This is a genomic window from Pseudomonas sp. TNT2022 ID642, from assembly GCF_028656995.1.
GTDB lineage: Bacteria > Pseudomonadota > Gammaproteobacteria > Pseudomonadales > Pseudomonadaceae > Aquipseudomonas.
In genome coordinates this window covers 83,541-107,528 of record NZ_JAMDGW010000002.1, presented here as the reverse complement: position 1 = coordinate 107,528, position 23,988 = coordinate 83,541, and the positions used below count along the sequence as shown (strand labels likewise).

Genomic DNA, 23,988 nt, shown 5'->3' with positions numbered 1-23,988 from the left:
GGCTCCTCCATGCGTCATTTTTTTCTTTTGTTTGCTCTGCTGATTTCCAGCCTGGCCCAGGCGGGGAACAATCCGTTTGATACCAAACCCGAGTTTCTGCCGGTCGACAAGGCGTTCGTACTCACCTCCGAACGTCTGGAATCCGGTGAAACCCAGCTGTTCTGGCAAATCACCGACGGCTATTACCTGTATCAGAAACGCCTGAAATTCGACGGACTGAGCGCAGCACAGCAGCCGACACTCCCTGAAGGCGAATCCCACAGCGACGAGTTCTTCGGTGAACAACCAGTCTATCGCCAAGGGCTGGAAGTGAAAATTCCGGCAACCGCCACAGGCCAGATCAAAGTCAGCTACCAGGGTTGTGCCGATGCGGGCCTGTGCTATCCGCCGCAAACCCGGGTCATTGACCTGGGCGGCAAGGCCGCGGTGGCCGCAGGTGCAGAAGCACCGGATCAGGCCTTGGCCAGCAGCCTGCAACAACGGGCGCTGGGCTGGAGCCTGTTGGTATTTTTCGGCCTCGGACTGTTGCTCGCATTCACGCCTTGCACATTGCCGATGCTGCCGATTCTGGCTGGCATGGTGGTCGGCAGTGGTGCCACCCCGCGTCGCGGTTTCGCGCTGGCCGGCAGCTATGTGATCTGCATGGCGCTGGTGTATGCGGCGATGGGCGTGATCGCCGCGCTGCTTGGTGCGAATCTGCAGGCGTGGTTGCAGAACCCTTGGCTGCTCGGCACGTTCGCCGCGATCTTCGTGGTGCTGGCCTTGCCGATGTTCGGTTTCTTTGAACTGCAATTGCCGGTGGCCCTGCGCGACCGCCTCGAACACGCTTCGCGCAGTCGCAGCGGTGGCAGCCTGATCGGCGCCGGGGTGCTCGGTGCCTTGTCCGGTCTGCTGGTCGGCCCGTGCATGACCGCGCCACTGGCCGGTGCGTTGTTGTATATCGCGCAGAGCGGCAACGCGCTGCACGGTGGCTTGATCCTGTTCTCGCTGGGCATCGGCATTGGTGTGCCGTTGCTGTTGCTGGTCACCGTGGGCAATCGCTTCCTGCCCAAACCCGGTGCGTGGATGAACCTGCTCAAAGGCGTGTTCGGTTTCCTCTTCCTCGCCACCGCGCTGTTGATGTTGCGCCCGGTACTGGACGCTTCGTTGTGGCTGGGCCTGTGCGGCGCACTGCTGTTGATCGCCGCGTTCTGCGCCTGGAAACAGTCCGAAGGTTTTGGCCGCGTTGCCCAGTTGTTCGGCGCAACCTCGCTGTTACTCGGGTTGTGGGGCAGTTTGCTGGTGATTGGTGCGGCGGGCGGCAGCGATGATCCGTATCAGCCGTTGCAGGTCTACAGTGCCGGCCGCGCCAGTACGGCGGCGCCATCGGCGCATGACGCGTTCACCACCATCAAGGAACCGGCGGCGCTACAACGCGAACTCGATGCCGCCAAGGCTCAGGGTCAGTGGGTGCTGCTCGATTACTACGCCGACTGGTGCGTGTCGTGCAAAGTCATGGAGAAACAGGTATTCGGCAAGGACAAGGTCATGCAGGCGTTGAGCGACGTGCGCCTGCTGCGGCTCGATGTCACCGCTGACAACGCTGCCAGCCGTGAATTGCTCAGCCGCTACAAAGTGCCGGGGCCACCGAGTTTCGTCTGGATTGGCACCGACGGCGAAGAACGCCGCAGCCAGCGCATCACCGGCGAAGTCGATGCCGAGACGTTTCTGCAACGCTGGGCCACCACCCGGGACGCCAACTAATGCTGACTCTAACCCTCGGCACCTTTGCCATCGCGCTTAATCATCTGCTGCTGATCAGTGCCCTGGCGCTGGCGACCTTTATCGGCTGGCGGGTGGCCAAACGTGGCGGCGATAACCCCGAGTCGGCATTGTTCAGTCTGTTTCTGCTGGGCATGCTCGCGGCGCGGATTGCCTTTGTGCTGTTGTACTGGTCGCACTATCGCAATGACCCGTGGCAGATCATCGACTTGCGTGACGGCGGTTTCCTCGCCTGGCCGGGGGTGATCGTGCTGTTGCTCGCGGCACTGTATCGCGGCTGGCGTCGTCCGGGTCTGCGTCGCCCGCTGGGTTTTGGTGTGGCCAGCGGTGTGGCGTTCTGGCTGTTGGCGACGCTGTCGCTGAATATCTATGAACAAGGCACCCGACTGCCGGACATCTCCCTGCGCAATGCGGAGGGGGAAACCATCCAGCTCAGCGACTATCAGGGCGGCCCGCTGGTGATCAATCTGTGGGCGACCTGGTGTCCACCGTGTCGGCGCGAAATGCCAGTCCTTGAGAATGCCCAGCAGCAACGACCCGACCTGACCTTCCTGTTCGTCAATCAGGCCGAAAGCATGCAAAGCGTGGCGACGTTTCTCGAAACCCAGGGCCTGAGCCTCAACAACGTGCTGTTCGACCGCAGCGGTCGGCTGGGTCAGGCCGTCGGTTCCATGGCTTTGCCGACTACGCTGTTCTATAGCCCTGATGGTCGGCTGCTGAGCAGTCACCTTGGTGAGCTATCGAACGCCAGCCTGGCGCGCGCGCTGGAAAACTTCGACACCCCGACCCCGAACTCAAACCCGGCCACCGCACCGGCCACCTCTGCAAGGAAACTGCCATGCCCCGCCTCCGCCACCTGCTGACGCTGACTCTGGGCAGCGCCCTGCTGCACTTGCCGTCGGTGCAGGCCGCTGAAGAATTGCCTGCGGCGATCAAGCAGATCGAAGCCAAAGGCGCGAAAATCGTCGGCCAGTTCGATGCCCCCGATGGCTTGCGCGGTTACGCGGCGCAGTATCAGAACCGTGGCATGGCGCTGTACCTGACCCCGGATGGCAAACACGTCATTCTCGGCAATATGTACGACGCCGACGGCAAGGACCTGAGCAGCGAGCCACTGCAAAAAATGGTCTACGCGCCGATGGCCAAGGAAACCTGGGCCAAGTTCGAGGCGAGCAACTGGATTCAGGACGGCAACAAGGATGCACCGCGCACGGTGTACCTGTTCAGCGATCCGAACTGCCCGTACTGCAACATGTTCTGGGAACAGGCGCGGCCGTGGGTCAAGGCCGGCAAGGTGCAGTTGCGGCACATCATGGTCGGCATTATTCGCGAGGACAGCCCGGGCAAGTCGGCGGCGCTGCTGGCGGCGAAAGATCCGGTCAAGGCGCTGGAAGATCACGAAAAGGCTGGCAAGGGCAGCTCGCTCAAAGCCTTGAAAGAGATTCCGGTGGCCGTGCAGAGCAAACTGGCGGCCAACATGCAGTTGATGGAGGACCTGGAGTTGCAGGCCACGCCGGCGATTTTCTACATGGATGACAAGGGTGAGTTGCAACAGCAACAAGGCGCGCCTTCGCCGGACAAGTTGGTGAAGATTCTCGGGCCTAAATAAGCAAAATCAAAAGATCGCAGCCTGCGGCAGCTCCTACATGGAAAGCGTTTTCTGTAGGAGCTGCCGCAGGCTGCGATCTTTTCAACGGCGGTCAGCCAGGAAAGCGAACAACGCCTCGGTGACAAACTGCGGATTCTCCAGATTGGAGATATGCCCCGCTTCCGGCACCAACACCCACGGGCAACCGATCAACTCAGCCATTTCCTGCGCTTCCGACGGTGGTCGCGGCTTGTCCTGATCGCCGCACATTACCAGCGTGGTCGCGGCATTCAATTCGCCCAGCCGTGACAACAAGTCATCACGACCAAAGGTGATACGTCCCATCGGCACGATGCTTTCGCGCAGCCGATCCGACGAGTACGCCGCCAGTTTCGCGCGGAAATCCTGATACAGCGCCGACTGCGGATCGATCCCCGGACGGAAGAAAATCGGCACGACGATATCCAGTAATTGCTCGGAGATTTCGCCGGTTTCCTCAATCTGCTTGAACAGCGAGAAGTAGTACTGACGTGTAGGCTCAGGCTCGACACCGACGTAAGTATCCATCAGCACCAGACCGTTGATCCGCTGCGGTGCCGCCAATGCCAGACGTACGCCCCACATGCCGCCGACCGATAGGCCAACCAGCGTGACGCGGTCGATATCCAGATGATCGAGCAGGGCTTGCGCCTGACGGGCGATGTCGTCCAGAGATGTAGTGTCCTCAGGTAACCGTCCCGATTCGCCATGGCCCCACAGATCCAGCGCAATCACCCGATAATGCGGCGATAACGCGGTGATCTGCGGCGCCCACATGGCCTGGTCCCACAGATAACTGCCGGCCAGCAATACCGCCGGACCGGAGCCTTGATCAAGGTAATGCAGCGCTTGTCCGTCAACTGTGAAGAAGGGCATCGATTCACCTGCGCGGTAAAAAAGAGAACCGGCAGACTGAGCTGCCGGTTGCTGATCGTCAATCGGGCAAATGTCTAAAAATGTTCCTGTTGAATGTGTTGAATGCACTGACGCCATCGCTGGCAAGCCAGCTCCCACAGGTTCTAGAGTGAACACAAAATTTGTGATCATGTTCGATTACTGTGGGAGCTGGCTTGCCAGCGATGAGGCCGTACAGACACCGAAAAAACTACAGCCCCTCCAGCTCCGCCATCAGATCATTCAACCGATCAACCTTCTCCTCGGTGATATCACTCGCCGCCAGTCCATCGATGTACTCAGCCAATTCCTCCACCGTGCTGCACTCGAACATCGCTCGCAGCGGCACATCACGTTGCAGGGTTTTCTGCACGCGCGAGGCGATCTGCGTGGCCAGCAACGAATGCCCGCCCAGCTCGAAGAAGTTGTCGCGCACACCGACCTGCTCGACCTTCAACACCTCGGCCCAAATGTCCACCAGCGTCTGCTCGAGATCATTGCGCGGGGCCAGGTAATCCTGGCTCTGCAACTGGCCAATCTCCAGTGCCGGCAAGGCTTTGCGATCGAGTTTGCCGTTGGCATTCAGCGGCATTTGCTCGAGCCACAACCAGTGCAGCGGCACCATGTACTCTGGCAGTTCGGCGCGCAGGCGCTGCTTGATCCGCTCCAGGCGTTCGCTCGGATTGAGTGCTGAATCGGCCGCAACCAGATAACCGACCAAGTGTTTACCGTTGACGCCCTCCTGCACAGCGACCGCGCCATCGCGCACTTCCGGCTGTTCATGCAGGCGCGCTTCGATCTCGCCCAGCTCAATGCGATAACCGCGAATCTTCACTTGGTGATCGACCCGGCCGACGTACTCCAGCACGCCATCACTGCGACGTCGCGCCAGGTCTCCGGTGCGATACAGACGCTCGCCCGGCGCACCGAACGGGTTCGGCACAAACACCGGCGCGGTGCGCAACGGGTCGCTGACATAACCGCGACCGACGCCCGTGCCCGCCACGCACAACTCACCCACCGCGCCCAACGGCACCAAGTCCAGCGCGCCGTCGACCAAGTACAACAAGTTGTTGTCGGTCGGCGTGCCGATCGGCAAGTAACTGCCGCGCGTCGAGGCCATGTCGACACGGAAGAACGCCACGTCATCGGAACATTCCGCCGGGCCATAAGCGTTGACCAGCCCGATGTCCGGGTAACGCAGCAGCCATTGGTGCGCCAGCTCCGGCGGCATCGCCTCACCGGTCGGCAGCATCCAGCGCAAGCCATCGAGGCTCAGGCGATCCGAGGCGAGCATGCCCTGAATCAGCGACGGCACGCTCTCCAGCACGGTGATGCCCTGCGCCTGCACATGCACCAGCAACCCTTGCGGATCGTGGGCGATGATGTTCGGCACGATGTCCACCCGTGCGCCGAACAGCGGTGCGGCAAGGAACTGCCAGACCGAAATATCGAAGCTTTGCGAAGCGGTCTGGGCGATCACGTCGGCCTCGTTCAGTTGCAGATACGGCACCTTGCTCAACTGGTTATTGAGCATGCCGCGCTGCTCGACCATAACGCCTTTTGGCAGGCCGGTGGAGCCCGAGGTGTAGATCACGTAAGCGAGGTTGTCCGGGCCGCTGTAAATCCCCGGGTTGTGCGCCGATGTTGCCGCTGCCTGAAGCTCTTCCCACACCAGCAAGCGCGGTCGATTGGCGCAGCTGAATTCATCGAGCAAAGTCTGCGCCTGTTCAAAGCATGCTTTAGAGCAGACCAGCACCGGCGTGCGGCTCAATTCGATGATGCGTTGCAGACGCTGGCTCGGCAGGCCCGGATCCAGCGGCAGATAACCCGCGCCAGCCTTGAAGCTACCAATGATCATGCCAAGCAGATCAAGGTTACGTTCGGCGAGCAAGGCCACCGGTTGATCCATCTGCACACCCGCAGCGACCAGCGCATGGCCGAGACGGTTGGCGTTGTGGTTCAGCTCGGCGTAGCTCTGTTGCTGATCAAGGCACGTCGCAGCGACACGCTGCGGATGCGCAGCGACCTGCGCTTCAAACAGCGCAACATAGCTCTGCTCCAGTGGATAGTCGTGGGCACTCTGATTGCAACCGTGGAGCAGGAAGTCCTGTTCATCAACGCCCAGCAGCGGCAGGTCGGCCATGTCGCCATGGAAACCATCGACCAGGGCCAACAGCAGACGCTTGAACTCGCCGAGCATGCGTTCAATGGTCGATTCGTCGAAGTAACGCTGGTCGTAGGACAGATGCAGACCGAGGTCATCGCCCGGGTAGCACACCGCCGTCAGCGGGAAGTTAGTGTGCGTACGGCCCGAGTCCGAGGTCGCATTCAGGCTCTGCGCGCGATCAAGTACCGAGACTTCCACCGGGGCGTTTTCGAAGACGAACAGGCTGTCAAACAGCGGTTGGCCTTTCGGCAGTTCGCTTTGTTCCTGGATGTTCACCAGTGGCAGGTATTCGTACTCGCGCAGTTGCATGTTGCTGTCGAGCAAAGCACTGAGCCACTGACGCACGCTGCTGCGCTGATCATCCTCAGGCATCTTCACCCGCAGGGCGATGCTGTTGATGAACAGGCCGACCGTGCGCTGCATTTCCGGCATTTCCACCGGACGCCCGGCCACGGTGACGCCGAAGAGCACGTCACGATCACCGCTCAGGCGCCGCAGGACCAAGGCCCACGCCGCTTGGGCGAAGGTGTTGATGGTCAGTTGATGGGCCTGCGCCAGTTCCCGCAGACGCGCACCGTCCTCGACATTGAGGCGGGTGTAGCGGTCGCCGACGATCATGCCGCCGCTTTCACCGGCGTGTTCACGCAGGAACGGACGGTCGCTCGGGATCGGCGTGGTGCGCTCAAACCCTTGCAGGTTCTGCTGCCACCACTGCCGCGCTTCAGCCAGGCTCTGACGTTGCAGCCAGCCGATGTAATCGCGATAACGCGGCGGCACGGCGAGTAGCGCTTCACGCCCCTCACCCATGGCGGTGTAGATTTCGAAGAAGTCATTCATCAACAACGAGCGGCACCAGGCATCGATGAGGATGTGGTGGTTGCTCATCATGAACCAGTAACGCGCTGCGCCGACCTTGATCAGACGCAGGTGGAACGGCGCCTGATTGAGCAGATCGAAACCGGCCTCGCGCTCGCTCTTCAGCAAGGCTTGCAGCTGCGGTTCCTGCTCGATTTCAGCGATAGCGCTCCAGTCCAGATACTCGATCGGCGTGCGACCCGGGGTGTGAATCACTTGCAGCATGTCTTCGCCGACGTTCCAGCAGAACGACGCGCGCAGCGCTTCGTGCCGGGCGACCACCGCTTGCCACGCCTGGGCGAAACGCGCGGGGTCGAGTTCGCTGTTGATGCGGTAGCGATCCTGCATGTAGTACAGACCGGTGCCCGGTTCGAGCAAGGTGTGCAGCAACATGCCTTCCTGCATTGGCGTCAGCGGATAGACGTCTTCGATGTGCGCGGCCGGCACCGGCAGGGCATCGAGTTGCGCCTGAGTCAGCTTGGCCAATGGGAAGTCCGACGGGGTCAGGCCACCGGCCTCGTCTTGCAGGCAATGGGCGATCAGGCTTTGCAGCTCACCGATATAAGCATCGGCTAGATCGTTGATGGTCTGCGCCTCGTAACGCTCGGCGCTGAAGGTCCAGCGCAGGAGCAATTCACCACCGTAAACCTGACTGTCAATACTCAGCTCGTTCGGCAATGGCGCCTGCGGATCGTGGGCGGCACCGACCGGCTCGTCCAGCGGACGGAACAGCGAATCGCTGCCAAAACTCTGATCGAACTGACCGAGGTAGTTGAACGTGACCGGCGCATGCGGCAGCGCGGCCATGCTGCGCTGGCTGAGGTCATCGGCGAGATAACGCAGCACGCCGTAGCCCAGGCCTTTGTGCGGCACGGCGCGCAGTTGTTCCTTGATCGCCTTGATCGAAGCGCCCTGCCCGGCGGCTTCTTCGATGTTGTGCGGGGTCAGGCGCAGCGGATAAGCGCTGGTGAACCAGCCGACGGTGCGGGTCAGGTCGATCTCGTCGAACAGGGTTTCACGGCCGTGGCCTTCCAGTTGAATCAGCGCCGACGGCTGACCGCTCCAGCGGCACAGCACGCGGGCCAGCGCGGTCAGCAGCAGGTCGTTGACCTGCGTGCGGTAGGCACTTGGCGCCTGTTGCAGCAGTTGTTGGGTGTGCTCGGCATCGAGACGCACGCTAACGGTTTGTGCGTGACGATTCTGCTGACCGCCCTGCGGGTTTTCACAAGGCAGATCAGCGCTCGGGCCGGCCAGTTGGGTTTGCCACCAGTTGAGTTCTTCGCGCAGGGATTCGCTGCCGGCGTAGGCCTGCAAACGCGCCGCCCAGTCTTTGAAGGAACTGGTTTTCGCTGGCAGTTTCACCGCTTGGTCGGCGTCGAGTTGGCGGTAAACGGTTTGCACATCGTCGAGCAATACGCGCCACGACACGCCGTCGACCACCAAGTGATGGATCGCGATAAACAGGCGTTGCTGACCTTCAGGGCCGTCGACCAGCAAGGCGCGAACCAGCGGACCATTTTGCAGATCAAGGCTGCGTTGCGCATCAGCGAACAGCGCTTCGCACTTGTCCATCGAGGTGACGCGCACTTGCCACAGCACGGCGGCTTCGGACATCGGTTGATGCGTGGCTTGCCACCCGCCGTTGGCCTCGGTGAAGCGCAGACGCAGGGCGTCATGCTGCTCGATCACCGCCAACAACGCCTGCTCCAGACGATGCGGTTCGAGGGTCACGGTTGGCTCCAGCAACAATGCCTGGTTCCAGTGCTGACGCTCAGGGATTTCAGTGTCGAAGAACCAGTGCTGAATCGGCGTCAGGCGCGACTCGCCAACCACCAGACCTTGCTCGGCCGTGACCTGCTCAGTGCGGCTGGCCACAGCGGCCAAAGTCTGCACCGTCTGATGCTGGAACAGATCGCGCGGGCTGAAATGAATGCCCTGCTGCCGTGCGCGGCTGACCACTTGGATCGACAGAATCGAATCGCCACCGAGTTCGAAGAAGTTGTCGTTGAGGCCGACCTGCTCGACGTTGAGCACTTCGCACCAGATCTGCGCCAGGGTCTGTTCCAGCTCATTACTTGGGGCAACGTAGTCCTGACGATTCAACTCAGGATCCGGCGCCGGCAACGCGCGGCGGTCGAGTTTGCCGTTGGCGGTCAGCGGCATGCTCGCCAGCAGAATCAGATGGGTCGGCACCATGTAATCCGGCAATTGTGCCTTGAGGTGCGCCTTCAGCGCGTCGCGCAGTTCAGCCTGTCTGGCTTCGCTTTGCTCGGCGACTTCAGTCACCAGATAGCCGACCAGTTGTTTGCCGCTTGGTGCATCGAGTGCAAGCACCACGGCTTCGCGGATCGAATCATGATCGAGCAGACGGGTTTCGATTTCGCCGAGTTCGATACGGAATCCACGGATTTTTACCTGATGGTCGATCCGGCCCAGGTATTCCACCAAACCATCGGCACGCTGGCGCACCAGATCGCCGGTGCGGTACATGCGCCCGCCATCAGTGGCAAACGGGTCAGCGACAAAACGTTCGGCGGTAATGCCCGGGCGATCGTGATAAGCCTGCGCCAGACCGGCGCCGCCGACGAACAACTCACCGGTCGCACCTTGTGGCACCAGCGCCAGATCGGCGTCGAGAATGTAGGCGACACGCGCGCCGATCACGCTGCCGATCGGCACACTGCCGGCGCCCTCTTCCAACACTTCCGGCGCCAGACTGGCCAGTGGCATGACCACGGTTTCCGTCGGGCCGTAAGCGTTGAAGAACATCGCCGGTTTGAACGCCGCGCGAATCCGTTGCAGGTGTTCACCGGTCAACGCCTCGCCGCCGGTGATGATCATCCGCACCGGGAGGATTTCATTTTGCGTCGAGAGGAACTGCGCCAACTGGCTGCCGTAGCTCGGGGTGAAACCGAGCACGTTGATTTTATGCGTGCGGATCAAACCGCAGATTTCTTCCGCGTCCCACTGACCCTGCGCACGCAACACCACCTGCGCACCGCTGAGCAACGGCACCAGCAGACGCTCGGTCGCCGCATCGAAGTTGATCGAATAGAAGTGCAGCTCGCAATCGTCCGGGCGCATGCCGAAACGCTCGATCACGGCTTGGCAGTGCATGGCGATTTCGCCGTGGGAGACCACCACGCCTTTCGGTTTGCCGGTCGAACCCGAGGTGTAAATCAGGTAGGCCTGATGCTGCGGCAGGCTGATAAATGGCAGCTCGGTCGCTGGATAATCAGCGAGTGCTGCGCTGTCTTCTTCGAGGCACCAGCTCGCCACGCTCGGCGGCAGATCACCGAGGGCTTTGAACATCGCGCGATCACTGAGCAGCAAACCGATACGACTGTCTTCGATCATGTAATGCAGACGGTCGAGCGGGTATTCCGGGTCCAGCGGCACATAGGCGCCGCCAGCCTTGAGAATCGCCAGCAGGCCGATGACCATTTCCAGCGAACGCTCCAGCGCCAGACCCACCCGTACTTGCGGGCCGACGCCGCGCTCACGCAGCGCCCAGGCCAGACGATTGGCGCGGGCGTCGAGTTCGGCGTAGCTCAGGGTCTGCCCGGCGAAAGTCAGGGCCGGTGCGTCTTTGCGCGCCAGCGCTTGTTCGGCGAACAGGTGATGGATGCACTGGTCGAGACGACGCTCACCCGGTTCGACGCCGAGGCTGTCGAGCAGTTGCTGTTGCTCCGGAGCGTCCAGCAGCGGCAATTCGCTTAGACGCTGTTGCGGATCGGCGATCAGCGCTTCCAGCAGATTGCGCCAATGCTTGGCCATGCGCGCGATGGTCGGCTCGTCGAACAGATCGGTGCTGTACGTCAGGCAGCAACCAAGGCGATGGTCGAGGTCGGTGACTTCCAGGTTGAGGTCGAACTTGGTCGCCCGCGCATCGTTAGCCAGATATTCGACAGTCATGCCGGCGAGCATGCGGCTCTGCTGGAATTCCCAGCGCTGCACGTTGCACATCACCTGGAACAGCGGGTTGTACGCGGCGCTGCGTGGCGGCTGCAAGGCTTCAACCAGATGATCGAACGGCAGATCCTGATGCGACTGGCCTTCGATCACGGTGTGGCGCACCTGCTCGAACAGTTCACCGACCGACATCATGCCGTCGAGCTGGCAACGCAGCACTTGCGTATTGAGGAAGGCACCGATGAGCCCTTCGCTTTCCGGGCGGATGCGGTTGGCCACTGGCGCACCGATGCGCAGATCGGTCTGGCCGCTGTAGCGGTAAAGCAATGTGGCGAGCGCGGCGGTCATGGTCATGAACAGGGTCAGACCGTGTTGCGCGTTGAAGGCACGAACCCGCGCCGCAAGGTCGTCGCTGAGGTCGAAACGGAACAGTTCGCCCTGATGACTTTGCACCGGCGGACGCGGACGATCGCCCGGCAACTCCAGCAGCGGATGTTCCCGACCGAGTTGCGCGGTCCAGTAGTCGAGTTGACGCTGACGCTCGCCGGATTCCAGCCAGTTGCGCTGCCAGACGCTGTAGTCGAGGTACTGCACCGGCAGCGGCTCCAGCGGCGAATCACGGTCATCGACAAACGCTTCGTACAGCGCGCTGAGTTCGCGGGCGAAGATGTCCATTGCCCAGCCTTCCGTGACGATGTGGTGCAGGGTCAGGACAAAGTAATGCTCCTGCTCGGCGGTTTTCACCAGGCAGGCGCGCAGCAGCGGGCCGGTTTCCAGATCGAACGGCAGATGCGCTTCTTCGTCGGCGAATTGCTGAACCTTTTGCTCGCGCACATCAGCGGCGAACTTGGAGAAATCCTTCCAGCCCATGCGCACGCCCGTCTCGGCGTGCACCTGTTGACGGGCAACACCGTCGACGCTCGGGAACGTGGTGCGCAGGGTTTCGTGACGCAGGATCAGTGCTTGCAGTGCGGCCTCGAACCGCTCGACATGCAACACGCCACGCAGACGCGCCATGCCGCCGACGTTGTACGCCGGGCTGTCCGGCTCCATCTGCCAGAGGAACCACATGCGCTGTTGCGAGTACGACAACGGCACCGCTTGGCTGCGGTCGACCTTGTCGATCGGCGGCTGTTTATTGGTGCGGCCGCTGGCCTGGATCAGGCGGATCTGCTCGGCGAAATCAGCCAGTTCGCTGTGCTCGAACAAGGCGCGCAACGGCAGCTCGACGTCGCAGGCCTGACGAGTACGCGAGATGATTTGCGTGGCCAGCAGCGAGTGGCCACCAAGGGCGAAGAAGTCGTCGCGCAGACCGACTTGAGGCAGACCGAGCACTTCGCGCCAGATCGCTGCGATTTGTTGTTGCAGTTCAGTCACCGGCTCGACATGTTCACGTACTTGCCATTGCGGCTCGGGCAAGGCGCGGCGGTCGAGTTTGCCGCTTGGGCTTAGCGGCATTGCATCCAGACGCATCAGTTGCGCCGGGACCATGTATTCCGGCAGCTCGGTGGCCAGCGCGGCTTTCAGGCGAGCACTTTGCTCGTCAGGATTTTCACTGGCATCAGTCGCGGTGAAGTAGCCGATCAGCTGTGCGCCGGCAGCGGTTTCGCGCACCAGCACCACGGCTTGGGCGACGCCGTCCTGGGCGAGCAGACGCGCTTCGATTTCTTCCGGTTCAACGCGGAAGCCACGCAGTTTGACCTGCTGATCGAGGCGACCGAGGTATTCGATCACGCCGTCGGAGGTCCAGCGCGCACGGTCGCCAGTGCGGTACAAACGTGCGCCCTGCTCGCCCAGCGGATCGACGACAAAGCGCTCAGCAGTCAAGGAAGGACGACCGAGGTAACCACGGGCCAGACCGATGCCACTGATGCACAACTCACCCGGCACACCGGCCGGCACTGGATTGAGATCGGCATCGAGAACGCGGCAGATCACATTGCCCAGCGGACGGCCAATCGGCGAGCGCTCGCCATCGGCGGTGGTGCAATGCCAGTGGGTGACGTTGATCGCGGTTTCAGTCGGGCCGTAACGGTTGTGCAATTGCACCGCGGGCAGTTGCGCGAGGACGCGGTTGCGCAGTTCGGCCGGCAGAGCTTCACCGCCGGAGAATACCCGGCGCAGGCTGGTGCATTCGGCGCTCAGCGGTTCATCAATGAACAGCGAAAGCAGCGGCGGCACAAAGTGCAGCGTGGTCACGCCGTACGCTTGCACAAGCTGCGCAATGCGATGCGGATCGCGGTGTTCACCCGGGGCGGCGATCAGCAGGCGTGCGCCAGTGATCAATGGCCAGAAGCACTCCCACACCGATACATCGAAACTGATCGGTGCCTTTTGCATCAGCACATCGGTGTCATTGAGCGCGTAAGCGTTCTGCATCCATTGCAGACGTTCGGCCAAAGCAGCGTGGGTGTTGCCGACGCCTTTCGGCTGGCCGGTGGAACCCGAGGTGTAAATCACATAGGCGAGGTTGTCGCCGTGCAGGTGTAGACCCGGTGCCTGGCTCGGCCAGTTTTCCAGGTGCAACGCGTCCATGGCGATCACGCTGACGCCATCGCTGGCCGGCAAACGCTCGAGCAATTCAGTCTGGGTCAGGAGCAATTCGACGCCGCTGTCGTTGAGCATGTAGGCCAGACGATCCGCCGGGTAATCCGGGTCCAGCGGCACGTAGGCGCCACCGGCCTTGATGATCGCCAGCAGGCCGATCAGCAGTTGCGGCGAACGCTCGGCGGCGATGGCCACGCAGACATCCGGGCCGACGCCTTTGTCGCGCAGGTAGTGCGCGAGGCGGTTGGCCTGCGTGTGCAGTTCAGCAAAGTCGAGGCTGCCGCCGTCCCACACCAGCGCGGTGCGTTCCGGGGTCAGACGCGCCTGTTCATTGAGCAGTTCCGGCAACCACTGTTGCGCTGGGGTGCACGGTGCGACGCTCCAGTTCTTTTGCTGATCGTGCTCGTTGACGGTGAGCAATTGCAGATCGCCGATGGCTTGCTCCGGGCGTTCGCAGACGTCGCGCAACAGGTTGCTGAAATGCTCGGCCAGACGCTCGATAGTCGTGGCGTCGAACAGTTCGCTGGCGTAGTCGAACGACAAGGTCAGACGACCGTTACGGTCTTCTTCGCTGTGCAGTTGCAGGTCGAACTTGGCTTCGCGGCTGTGCCACGGCAGTTCTTCGGCGAGCAGACCCGGCAGACGCTTGAGTGCGCTCAGGTCGCGTTGCTGATGGTTGAACATGACCTGGAACAGGCCTTGTTCGCGGGCTTGCGGAAACGCTTCGAGCAATTGTTCGAAGGGCAGATCCTGATTCGCTTGCGCACCGAGTGCGGCTTGACGGGTCTGGGCCAGCAGCTCGACAAACGCCAGGCGCGAATCGATTTGCGCACGCAGCACTTGAGTGTTGATGAAAAAACCGATCAGGCCCTGGGTTTCCAGGCGCGGACGGTTGGCATTCGGCACGCCGATACGGATATCGCGCTGACCGCTGTAGCGATGCAGCAGGCTCTGCAATGCCGAAAGCAACAGCATGAACGGTGTCGATTGGTGAGCCTGCGCCGTGTGGCGGATCGCATCGCTGAGACTCGCGCCCAGACGCACGGTATGGCGTGCTGCGCTATGAGTTTGCTTGGCGGACCGTGGGTAATCGGTGGCCAATTCCAGCGCTGGATGCTCGTCGCCCAACTGCGCTTTCCAGTACGCCAGTTGCCGCTCGCCTTCACCTTGCGCCAGCCATTGGCGCTGCCAGCTGCCGTAGTCGGCGTACTGGGTTGGCAGTGGCGCGAGGTTGACCGTCGCGCCTTGCGAAGCGGCGGCGTACAGGCGCGAGAATTCGTCGATCAATACGTTCAGCGACCAGCCGTCAGCGATGATGTGGTGCAGCGTCACCAGCAACTGGTGATCTTCGTCGTCGAGACGCACCAGCGTCACCCACAGCAGCGGACCTTTTTCCATGTCGAATTGGGTGCGTGCTTCGTCTTCGCGGATTTGTTGCGCACGGGTCTCGCGCTCATGGGCCGGCAGGTCGCTGATGTCGATCAGTTGCAGATTGAATTCGGCGGCAGCGACTTGTTGCAGGGCCACGCCGTCGCGTTCGAAGAAGCGTGTGCGCAGGGATTCGTGGCGCTCGATCAATTGCTGGAAGCTGGCGCGCAAGGCGTCTTCATCCAGTTCGCCGCGCAAACGCAGGGCACCGGGAATGTTGTAGGCGCTGCTCTGCGGGTCGAGTTGCCAGGTGATCCACAGACGGTTTTGTGCCAGCGATTGCGGCACCGGCTCGCTGCGCGACAGTGCGGTGATTGCCCCTTGAGCGCTACCGCCATCCTGTTGCTGTTGCGCCACGGCCGCGGCGAATGCCGACAGGGTCGGGGCTTCGAACAGCAGGCGCAGATTCAGCTCGAGAGCGAGTTCTTCGCGAACGCGGGCAATGACTTGCGTAGCGGCGATCGAGTTACCCCCGAGCAGGAAGAAGTGATCGTCGGCGTTGACCTGTTTGACGTTGAGTTGCTCGGCCCAGATCTTGCCGATCAGGGCTTCGAGTTCGGATGCGCTGATGGTCGACTCTGGGGCTTCGGCTGCGGACGACGGGAACACCGCATAGCAGTCGAGGCTGCCATCGGCCAGACGATTGCGACACGCCGAGCGCTGCAATTTGCCGCTGGAAGTTTTCGGCAATGCGCCCGGATTGAGCAGCACCACGACGCTGGGTGCTTCCTGATAGGCCTCGGCCACAGCTTGGCGAATGGCTTTGATCAGCGCTTCCGGTGGCAGGATTTTCTGCACGCTGCGGCTGATTTCTGCGGCGATGCCGATGCCCTCTTCGCCACCCTGATTGACAGCGAATGCAGCAACGCGGCCCTTGCGCACCACCTCCACTTCGTTCTCGACGGTCTTCTCGATGTCCTGCGGATAGAGGTTGTGACCGCGCACGATGAGCATGTCTTTAAGGCGCCCGGTGATGAACAGCTCGCCGTTGCGGATAAAACCGAGGTCACCGGTGCGTAGCCAGGTGCGGCCGGCGTGCTGGACGAAGGTCTTGGCGCTGGCCTCGGGGTTGCGCCAGTAACCGTGAGCGATGCTCGGGCCGGCGGCCCAGACTTCGCCGACGGCGTTGTCGGCCAGTTCTACGAGGGCATTGGGTTCGACGATCAGCACCGCATGTTCCGGTTGGCTGATGCCGCAACTCATGATCGGGCTGCCCTCGCCAGGCTCCGCGCGGTTTTGTGCCAATGCCTGATCGTCGACGCGCAGCACCGGGATGCCGGTGCCGCGCGGGGTGCCGGCGACGAACAATGTGGCTTCGGCCAGACCGTACGAGGCCATGAAATTGTCTGCACTGAAACCGCACGCGGTGAACTTCTCGGCGAAGCGTTCGAGGGTGTCGAGACGGATTGGCTCGGAGCCGGAATACGCCACGCGCCAGCGGCTCAGATCGAGACGCTCAAGCGCCGATTCACTGACCCGCTCGCTGCACAAGCGATAGGCGAAGTCTGGCCCGCCGCTGATGGTGCCGCCGTACTCGCTGATCGCTTCCAGCCAGCGCAGAGGTCGACCGAGGAAGTACGCCGGCGACATCAGAATGCACGGCACGCCACTGAATATCGGCTGCAGCAGACCGCCGATCAGGCCCATGTCGTGATACAGCGGCAGCCAGCTGACGATGACGTCGTCGGGGTTCACGTCAATGCCGAAACCGTGACGGATCAGCAGTTCATTGGCGACCAGATTGCCGTGGCTGACCTGCACGCCTTTGGGCAATGCGGTGGAGCCGGAAGTGTATTGCAGGAACGCGATGTGATCTTGCGGCAGGTTTGGTTCGACCCAGTTTTCGGCTTGAGCGCGGTCGAGCGTGTCGACGCACAACAGCGGTGGCGCGCCTTCGATCTGTTGCAAGGCGTCGCGCAGGTCGGCGCTGGTCAGCAGCAGGCGCGGCTCGGCGTCAGCGATGATCGACAGCAAACGCTCCTGATGGTGACGGCGCGCCGATTCTGGCGGATAGGCCGGCACCGCAATTACACCGGCGTACAGGCAACCAAAAAACGCCGCGACGTAGTCCGGGCCGCTGGGAAACAGCAGCACCGCGCGATCACCGAACGCAGCCTCGGCTTGCAGCGCGGCGGCAATGGTGCGCGCGCGTTCATCCAGTTCGCGATAACTGAGTACCACAGCCTGCTCTTCGCTTTCGGCAAGAAAACGCAAAGCCAGTCGATCCGGCGTCAGGGCCGCGCGGCGCTGGAGGGCTTGGACCAGGGTGCTGGGGAGTTCGAACGCGTCGGTCATGAGGTTTCCTGCCTGAATTCGGCTTGCTAGTGGAATCGGGTTGCTGCGTCACGCCCGTCGAGGGCGTGCAGGGCGCGGTCTGTGCCGACCGCGCAAGGCACGGGAATGCTGTATGGCCGGGACTCTGTATCCGGAACCATTCACCAATGAGAACGGATGACGTCTTGAAATAATTAGTCGGCAGGCTGGATCGCCAATAGGGCTGGGGTGTGGCGGCGTGTCGCAGTTCTCAGAATGCACTGTTGTGGATCATTAGTTCTCTTTCTCATTTGACAATCATTATCATTCAACATAATTTGTCGCTCGATGTGTAGGACGGCCCCTTCCCTTCAGGCGTCCCACTAACCTATTTGGCAGCAAGGTGATTTCCATGACGGAACAAGTATCCACAAGCAGGTGCGATTCACCGCTACTTCAGGCATTCGTCGACAATCGACTGATTCTGGTCAAGATTGCAGCCCGTATTACCGGCTGCCGGTCACGCGCCGAAGACGTGGTGCAGGATGCGTTTTTCCGCCTGCAGTCGGCGCCACCGATCACGTCGTCGATCAAGGCTCAACTGAGCTATCTGTTCCAGATCGTGCGCAACCTTGCCATCGATCACTACCGCAAACAGGCGCTTGAGCAAAAGTACTCCGGCCCTGAAGAGGAAGGGCTGAATGTGGTCATTCAGGGTGCTTCGCCGGAAACTTCACACATCAACTTCTCGACCCTGGAAAACATCGCCGATGCACTGACCGAGCTGCCCAGTCGCACTCGCTATGCGTTCGAGATGTACCGCCTGCACGGCGTGCCGCAAAAGGACATCGCCAAGGAACTCGGCGTTTCGCCGACCCTGGTCAACTTCATGATTCGTGATGCGCTGGTGCACTGCCGCAAGGTCTCGGGCAGTCGTCGGGATGCGGTGATTGCCGGTCGTCGTTAAGACCACGTGGCCAGATAGAAAAAGATCGCAGCCTCCGGCAGCTCCTACATGGAAATGCATTCCTCTGCAGGAGCTGCCGAAGGCTGCGATCTTTTGCTTTTAAATCGCCTCAGGCCAGCTTGCACCGATCAAAAAACCGCTCACGCCCCAGCATCATCAGCGCCGCGCGCTTGTGCGGGAAATCGAATTCCTTCTCGCAGTGGAAGCACTGATTCTGCATATGGCCGATCATCTTCGCGTTGTCGGCGCGCGGTTCGGCGACCACGCGTTGCGTACGCGGATCATCGAGAAACAGATAATGCACCAGCGCCGATAACCAGCTCGCCACTTTGTGCGGGCCGCGGTGATCCTCTTCGCCGACCAGCATGTGAATACCGCGATCGTAATTGTCGGCGTCGTAAAATGGCGCGATGCGATCTTCCTTGGCCCAGTAGGCTTCGAAATAGGCAAACGGCTGATCATCGAAACAGCCGATCAACGTCAACGTGTGCGGATCGGCATCGAGCTTGCTCAGGTACTCGCGGTGCTTCTCGATACTGCCCTCCTCCTGCCAAAAACTGGCAACGCGCGGGCTGTTCTGCCAGCGATTGAAGCGCGGCAGGTCTTCTTCGATCTCGACCGTGCGCAGGGAAATCCACGCACCAAGACGCGCATCGAAACGCCGATACACCTCACCCCGTGGCTTCACCGGGCGCAGTGGATGACGTTTGCCTTGGCTGATGAGCATTTGCTGCGGGTAGCTGCCGGTCAACGAAGTACCGAGCCATGGTTGCGGCAATTGCCAGAACAGCGTGCGTTCACAGCGATATTCGCCAGCCACGTCGGTATTCACCAACAAGCCACTGAGCAAGGCTTCGGTCGGCGGCTGATCCAGTTGCCAGGTCAATTGCTGGCACGCCGGATCCCGCGCGAACAGCCAGTAACAGGCCGCCCATAACGCCTGCCCGGGCGGCAGCGCAAAGCGCTCATCGATCTGGATCGGCCCCTTGACCTCCCGATCAAGGCGCAGGCGGATCAGCGGTTGCCCGTCCAGGCTAAGGCTCAGACGGCTTTCAGTTGCATCAGCGATCAGTTGACTGCCCGAAGGCAAGGCCAGGGCAGTCAGGTCATTCAGATTGGACATGGGTCGGGCTCACGATAATCGTCGACAGTTCAACAATGTGACGTGAGCCGAAAGGGGAAATTTAGGCTTTGCGGAAAATCAGTGCCTCAGCGATGAGGCACTGGCACCACCGCAATTTTGTAGGGATCGAAAATCTTCAGCATCTCGCCATTGTCGCGCAGGCCTTGCAGCAGTCGGGCAAACGCAGGGCCGGTAATGGGCGCCGTCGGACGAAGAATGGCGTAATGGTGATAAACCTGATCAATGCGCTGCGAAACCAGCAACTCGTCGCGCACCTTCTCGTTACGCAGCAGGTAATCGCTCAGGTACGAGCGGGTCACCAGGGCAATATCCGCACGCGAGCGCAGCACCATCAGCAGGTTACTGTCGTGGGAATAGGTCAGCGTGGCGTTGAAATTCTGCGCGAGGAATTTTGGGTCGGCGTTGAAGTTGGCGAATTCGTAGTGATAACCGCTGAACAGTGCCAGACGCTTGCCGGTCAGGTCGGCAAAATAGTTCTGCTGACGACCGTCTTCGCGTTGCGCGACGAAAATCTCCGCATCCTCAAGGCCCATGTCGACATCCGTGTGGGGAATTTCCTTCCAGCCCCAATCGGGATTCTCGAAAATCGCCATGTCGATCCGGCCCTGCTTGAAATCCCCGAAACGCCGGGGAATCGAGGTCGGCACCAGGACGAACTGATAGTCGCTTTGCAGGCGATTGAGAGCCTCGACCAATTGCGGCAAGAGGCCTGTATCGGCACCGTTTTCCGGACGAATGGTATAGGGCGGAAAATGCGCCGCGCCGACCCGAACCAATTGCGCTGCCTGAGCGGGCAATACCCAAAATGCAGCCAGCGCTGCGAGCATCAATCCCGCGGCCGTCCGAATTGGCAAAGACTTCAAAACACCCCACTCCCCGAAAAAATACCGATCAATGCATTCAAGCTAGGCGGTTTCGCCCAGTTAGCCAGTTTCCCGGCCGGATAGAAAGTGCTTCAACGCTCTTCGAGGACCAGAATCAACGCCTCATCGGCCAGTTGATCAAGGCTCAAACTGCCGCCAGCACGGAACCAGGTGGTCGTCCATGACAGTGCGCCGGTGAGGAAACGTCGGGTAATAAATACATCGCCACGTATAAACCCGGCGTCCTTGGCTTCACCCAGCACTTGCAGCCAGATGTCTTCGTAAACATCGCGCAACGCCAGCACTTTGGCCTGGCCCTCTTCGGACAGCGAGCGCCATTCGTAGACCAGCACCGCCATGGCTTCACCGCTGCCGCCCATGATTGACTGCAATTCGCAGCGGATCAGCGCCAGCACGCGCTCGCGCACATCAGCCGCATCGGCGAGTGCTGCACGCATCAACGCAGTGTTATAGCGGATGGTTTCTTCCATCACCGCGCGGAGGATTTCATCCTTGCTTTTGAAGTGATGAAAAATGCTTCCCGACTGAATACCGACGGCGCCGGCCAGATCGCGCACGGTGGTGCGTTCGTAGCCTTTGTTGCGGAACAGGTGAGCCGCCACTTGCAGCAATTTGCCGCGGGCGCTGTCGGGGTCGGTCAACTGGCCTTCGTCGACCAAATCGCGCATGACCCTCAAGGCTTTTTGCTCGTCCACCCGTTCTCTCCTACAGTCGATCAGTCTGTTGCCCCCTGAAACCGCAGGGTTGCGCGCAATTTAAGCCGCCAGCGGCAACCAAGCAAGCGCTTGGGCAGAAGATAGTTTCAACTGTTTACAAACCAAGCGCTTGCTTGGTAGCCTCCAGACACTTCTGTCGCAGGTTGCTGAGTCGGAGATAAAAATGCCCACCACCGTCCGTATCGGATGTGCCAGTGCCTTCTGGGGTGACACGTCGACCGCCGCCGCGCAGTTAGTGAAAGGTGGCAAGCTCGACTATCTGGTGTTCGATTACCTGGCCGAGATCACCATGTCGATCATGGCCGGCGCACGCATGAAGGATCCGCAGGCGGGGTTTGCCGGCGACTTCATCGAAGTGCTCACGCCCCTGTTGCCGCAGTTGGCCGAGCAGAACATCCGCGTCATCAGCAACGCCGGTGGGGTCAATCCACAAGCCTGCGCCGCCGCCCTGCAAGCGGCATGCGACAAGGCCGGTGTCCCGCTGAAAATTGCCGTGTTACTCGGCGATGACCTGCAACCCCAATTCAAACAACTCAGCGCCATCACCGAGATGTTCAGCGGCGCCCCGCTGCCGCCGATGTGCTTATCGACCAACGCCTACCTCGGTGCGCCGGGCATCGTCGAAGCGCTGCGCCTGGGCGCCGACATTGTCATCACCGGCCGCGTGGTCGACAGCGCCGTGGTCAGCGCCGCGCTGGTGCATGAATTCGGCTGGTCCTGGCACGATTACGACAAACTCGCCCAGGCCGCGCTGGCCGGGCACATCATCGAATGCGGCGCGCAGTGCACGGGTGGCAACTTCACCGATTGGCGCGACGTGCCGGATTACGAACACATCGGTTTCCCTATCGTCGAAGTCAGCGCCGACAGCCAATTCATCGTCAGCAAACCCGAGGGTTCCGGTGGACTGGTCACACCGCTGACCGTCGGCGAGCAGATGCTGTATGAAATCGGCGATCCGCAGGCCTATCTGTTGCCTGACGTGGTCTGCGATTTCACTCACGTCAAACTCCAGCAACAAGGTAAAAACCTCGTTCACGTCCACGGCGGCAAAGGCCTGCCGCCCAGTGATAAATACAAGGTCAGCGCCACGTATCCGGACGGTTTTCGCTGCACCGCCAGTTGCCTGATCGCTGGCATCGATGCGGTAGAAAAGGCGCAACGCGTCAGTCAGGCGATCATCACCAAGACAGCGGAAATGTTCAGCCAGCGCGGCTGGCCGCCTTACACCGAAACCGATATTGAATTGCTCGGCAGCGAAGCCACCTACGGCCCCCACGGCCAGCGCCACGACAGCCGCGAAGTGGTGATCAAACTCGCCGTGCGCCACCCGCTGAAACAGGCATTAGTGCTGTTCTCCCGGGAAATCGCCCAGGCCGCCACCGGCATGGCACCAGGCCTGACCGGCATCGTCGGCGGACGGCCAACGGTGTACCCGCTGATTCTCCTGTTTTCATTCCTGATCGATAAAAGTGCCTGCACCTTGCAGATTGATCTGGCCGGCGTTCGCCATCCTTGTGCCCTGCCCTCATTGGCAGCGCTCGACAGCGAAGATTTGCCGATTGCCCAGCAACCGCCGAAACCTCAGGGCCGCGCCGATGCCAGTGTGGCGTTGGTGAAACTGGCCGTGGCGCGTTCCGGTGACAAAGGCAACCACAGCAACATCGGTGTGCTGCCGCGCAAGCCCGAATACCTGCCGTGGATCGCTGAAGCGCTGACCCCGGCCGTCATCGTCGACTGGATGAGTCATGTGCTCGACCCGATTCACGGCCGGGTCGAACGCTGGTATCTGCCCGGCACCCACAGCCTGAATTTTCTCTTGGAAAACGCTCTTGGCGGGGGTGGCGTGGCAAGTCTGCGCATCGACCCGCAAGGCAAAGCCTTCGCCCAACAACTGTTGGAAATCCAGATCCCGGTGCCGCAGAGCATCGCCGAACAGCTCGACTAGAGGATGGTTTGCATGGCTTACGCGTCGATTTTCAACGCCGATCTGTTCAGCGGCCAGACCATCATCGTCACCGGCGGCGGCAGCGGCATCGGCCGTTGCACCGCGCATGAACTGGCAGCGCTCGGCGCGAATGTGCTGCTGGTCGGGCGCAAACCGGAAAAACTGCAAAACGTCGCCGCGGAAATTGCCGAGGACGGTGGCCGTGCGCATTGGAAGGCTTGCGATATCCGCGATGAAGAAGCGGTGAAGCAATTGGTGAAAGAACTGATTGCCGAACACGGGCCGATTCACGGTCTGGTCAACAATGCCGGCGGCCAATACCCGTCGCCATTGGCTTCGATCAATCAGAAAGGTTTCGAAACCGTACTGCGAACCAATCTGGTCGGCGGATTTCTGATGGCGCGGGAAGTGTTCAACCAGTCGATGAGCAAACACGGCGGCAACATCGTCAATATGCTCGCCGACATGTGGGGCGGCATGCCCGGCATGGGCCACTCCGGCGCGGCGCGTTCAGGCATGGACAACTTCACCAAAACCGCCGCGTTCGAATGGGGTTATGCCGGCGTGCGGGTCAACGCGGTCGCGCCGGGCTGGATCGCGTCGAGCGGCATGGACACTTACGAAGGCGCGTTCAAAGCGGTGATTCCCACCCTGCGTGAACATGTACCGCTCAAGCGCATCGGCACCGAGTCGGAAGTCAGCGCCGCGATTGTGTTTCTGCTCAGCCCGGCGGCGGCGTTCATCAGTGGCAGCACCTTGAAAATCGATGGCGCGGCCAGCCTCGGCAGCCGTGCATGGCCACTGCACAAGGCGACTCACAGTGAGTCATTCAACGGCTTTCACCGGGCGTACTTGCCAGATGTGCTCAAGGACAAGGAGTAA

The 23,988-nt window shown here is 61.1% G+C and carries 11 protein-coding genes; 6 read left to right on the top strand and 5 right to left on the bottom strand.

From position 1 onward, the window contains the following. Window positions 1–9 precede the first annotated feature (9 nt). The 3 genes from dsbD to dsbG are packed head-to-tail and all read left to right on the top strand — an operon-like array spanning window position 10 to window position 3,370. Window positions 10–1,743: a protein-disulfide reductase DsbD gene (dsbD, locus tag M5G26_RS03885; protein WP_134176290.1), complete on the top strand. Its 1,734-nt coding sequence runs from the start codon at window positions 10–12 to the stop codon at window positions 1,741–1,743. Next, window positions 1,743–2,624, top strand: a complete 882-nt coding sequence (locus M5G26_RS03880; RefSeq protein ID WP_273914486.1) for a TlpA disulfide reductase family protein — start codon at window positions 1,743–1,745, stop codon at window positions 2,622–2,624. Before dsbD ends, M5G26_RS03880 begins: the two co-directional genes overlap by 1 nt. Then, complete coding sequence (gene dsbG, locus M5G26_RS03875) at window positions 2,600–3,370, top strand: thiol:disulfide interchange protein DsbG (protein WP_273914485.1); 771 nt, start codon at window positions 2,600–2,602, stop codon at window positions 3,368–3,370. Before M5G26_RS03880 ends, dsbG begins: the two co-directional genes overlap by 25 nt. Before the next feature lie 81 nt (window positions 3,371–3,451). Here dsbG and M5G26_RS03870 read toward each other — a convergent pair whose 3' ends face one another. Together M5G26_RS03870 and M5G26_RS03865 are read right to left on the bottom strand one after the other, a co-directional pair. Beyond that, on the bottom strand, window positions 3,452–4,264 hold the full coding sequence (locus tag M5G26_RS03870; RefSeq protein WP_273914484.1) for an alpha/beta fold hydrolase: 813 nt from the start codon (window positions 4,262–4,264) through the stop codon (window positions 3,452–3,454). A gap of 229 nt (window positions 4,265–4,493) precedes the next feature. Beyond that, window positions 4,494–17,489 carry a non-ribosomal peptide synthetase gene (locus tag M5G26_RS03865; protein WP_273914483.1) on the bottom strand — a complete coding sequence of 4,332 codons (12,996 nt, stop codon included), beginning with the start codon at window positions 17,487–17,489 and terminating at the stop codon, window positions 4,494–4,496. A 370-nt stretch (window positions 17,490–17,859) separates the two neighbouring features. On the opposite strand from M5G26_RS03865, the gene M5G26_RS03860 reads away from it, so the two are divergent. Further along, a complete protein-coding gene (locus M5G26_RS03860; protein WP_016985448.1) occupies window positions 17,860–18,414 on the top strand; it encodes an RNA polymerase factor sigma-70 in 555 nt (184 codons plus the stop codon). A gap of 109 nt (window positions 18,415–18,523) precedes the next feature. Here M5G26_RS03860 and M5G26_RS03855 read toward each other — a convergent pair whose 3' ends face one another. The 3 genes from M5G26_RS03855 to M5G26_RS03845 all read right to left on the bottom strand — a co-directional run bounded on the left by M5G26_RS03855 (window position 18,524) and on the right by M5G26_RS03845 (window position 21,137). Then, window positions 18,524–19,537: a GNAT family N-acetyltransferase gene (locus M5G26_RS03855; RefSeq protein WP_273914482.1), complete on the bottom strand. Its 1,014-nt coding sequence runs from the start codon at window positions 19,535–19,537 to the stop codon at window positions 18,524–18,526. Between the two features lie 86 nt (window positions 19,538–19,623). Then, a complete protein-coding gene (locus M5G26_RS03850; RefSeq protein ID WP_134176296.1) occupies window positions 19,624–20,421 on the bottom strand; it encodes a substrate-binding periplasmic protein in 798 nt (265 codons plus the stop codon). Window positions 20,422–20,513: 92 nt separating this feature from the next. Next, window positions 20,514–21,137 (bottom strand): TetR/AcrR family transcriptional regulator, encoded by a 624-nt coding sequence (locus M5G26_RS03845; RefSeq protein WP_122597091.1) that lies wholly within the window; start codon window positions 21,135–21,137, stop codon window positions 20,514–20,516. A 184-nt stretch (window positions 21,138–21,321) separates the two neighbouring features. Here M5G26_RS03845 and M5G26_RS03840 point away from each other — a divergent pair, with 184 nt between their 5' ends. After that, window positions 21,322–23,106, top strand: a complete 1,785-nt coding sequence (locus M5G26_RS03840) for an acyclic terpene utilization AtuA family protein (RefSeq protein ID WP_273914481.1) — start codon at window positions 21,322–21,324, stop codon at window positions 23,104–23,106. Window positions 23,107–23,118: 12 nt separating this feature from the next. Continuing rightward, window positions 23,119–23,988, top strand: a complete 870-nt coding sequence (locus M5G26_RS03835) for an SDR family oxidoreductase (protein ID WP_150694210.1) — start codon at window positions 23,119–23,121, stop codon at window positions 23,986–23,988.

Excerpts from the sequence above, each read along its gene's own strand:
- dsbD (WP_134176290.1), top strand. The coding sequence starts at position 10 with ATGCGTCATTTTTTTCTTTTGTTTGCTCTGCTGATTTCCAGCCTGGCC.
- M5G26_RS03880 (WP_273914486.1), top strand. The coding sequence starts at position 1,743 with ATGCTGACTCTAACCCTCGGCACCTTTGCCATCGCGCTTAATCATCTG.
- dsbG (WP_273914485.1), top strand. The coding sequence starts at position 2,600 with ATGCCCCGCCTCCGCCACCTGCTGACGCTGACTCTGGGCAGCGCCCTG.
- M5G26_RS03870 (WP_273914484.1), bottom strand. The coding sequence starts at position 4,264 with ATGCCCTTCTTCACAGTTGACGGACAAGCGCTGCATTACCTTGATCAA.
- M5G26_RS03865 (WP_273914483.1), bottom strand. The coding sequence starts at position 17,489 with ATGACCGACGCGTTCGAACTCCCCAGCACCCTGGTCCAAGCCCTCCAG.
- M5G26_RS03860 (WP_016985448.1), top strand. The coding sequence starts at position 17,860 with ATGACGGAACAAGTATCCACAAGCAGGTGCGATTCACCGCTACTTCAG.
- M5G26_RS03855 (WP_273914482.1), bottom strand. The coding sequence starts at position 19,537 with ATGTCCAATCTGAATGACCTGACTGCCCTGGCCTTGCCTTCGGGCAGT.
- M5G26_RS03840 (WP_273914481.1), top strand. The coding sequence starts at position 21,322 with ATGCCCACCACCGTCCGTATCGGATGTGCCAGTGCCTTCTGGGGTGAC.
- M5G26_RS03835 (WP_150694210.1), top strand. The coding sequence starts at position 23,119 with ATGGCTTACGCGTCGATTTTCAACGCCGATCTGTTCAGCGGCCAGACC.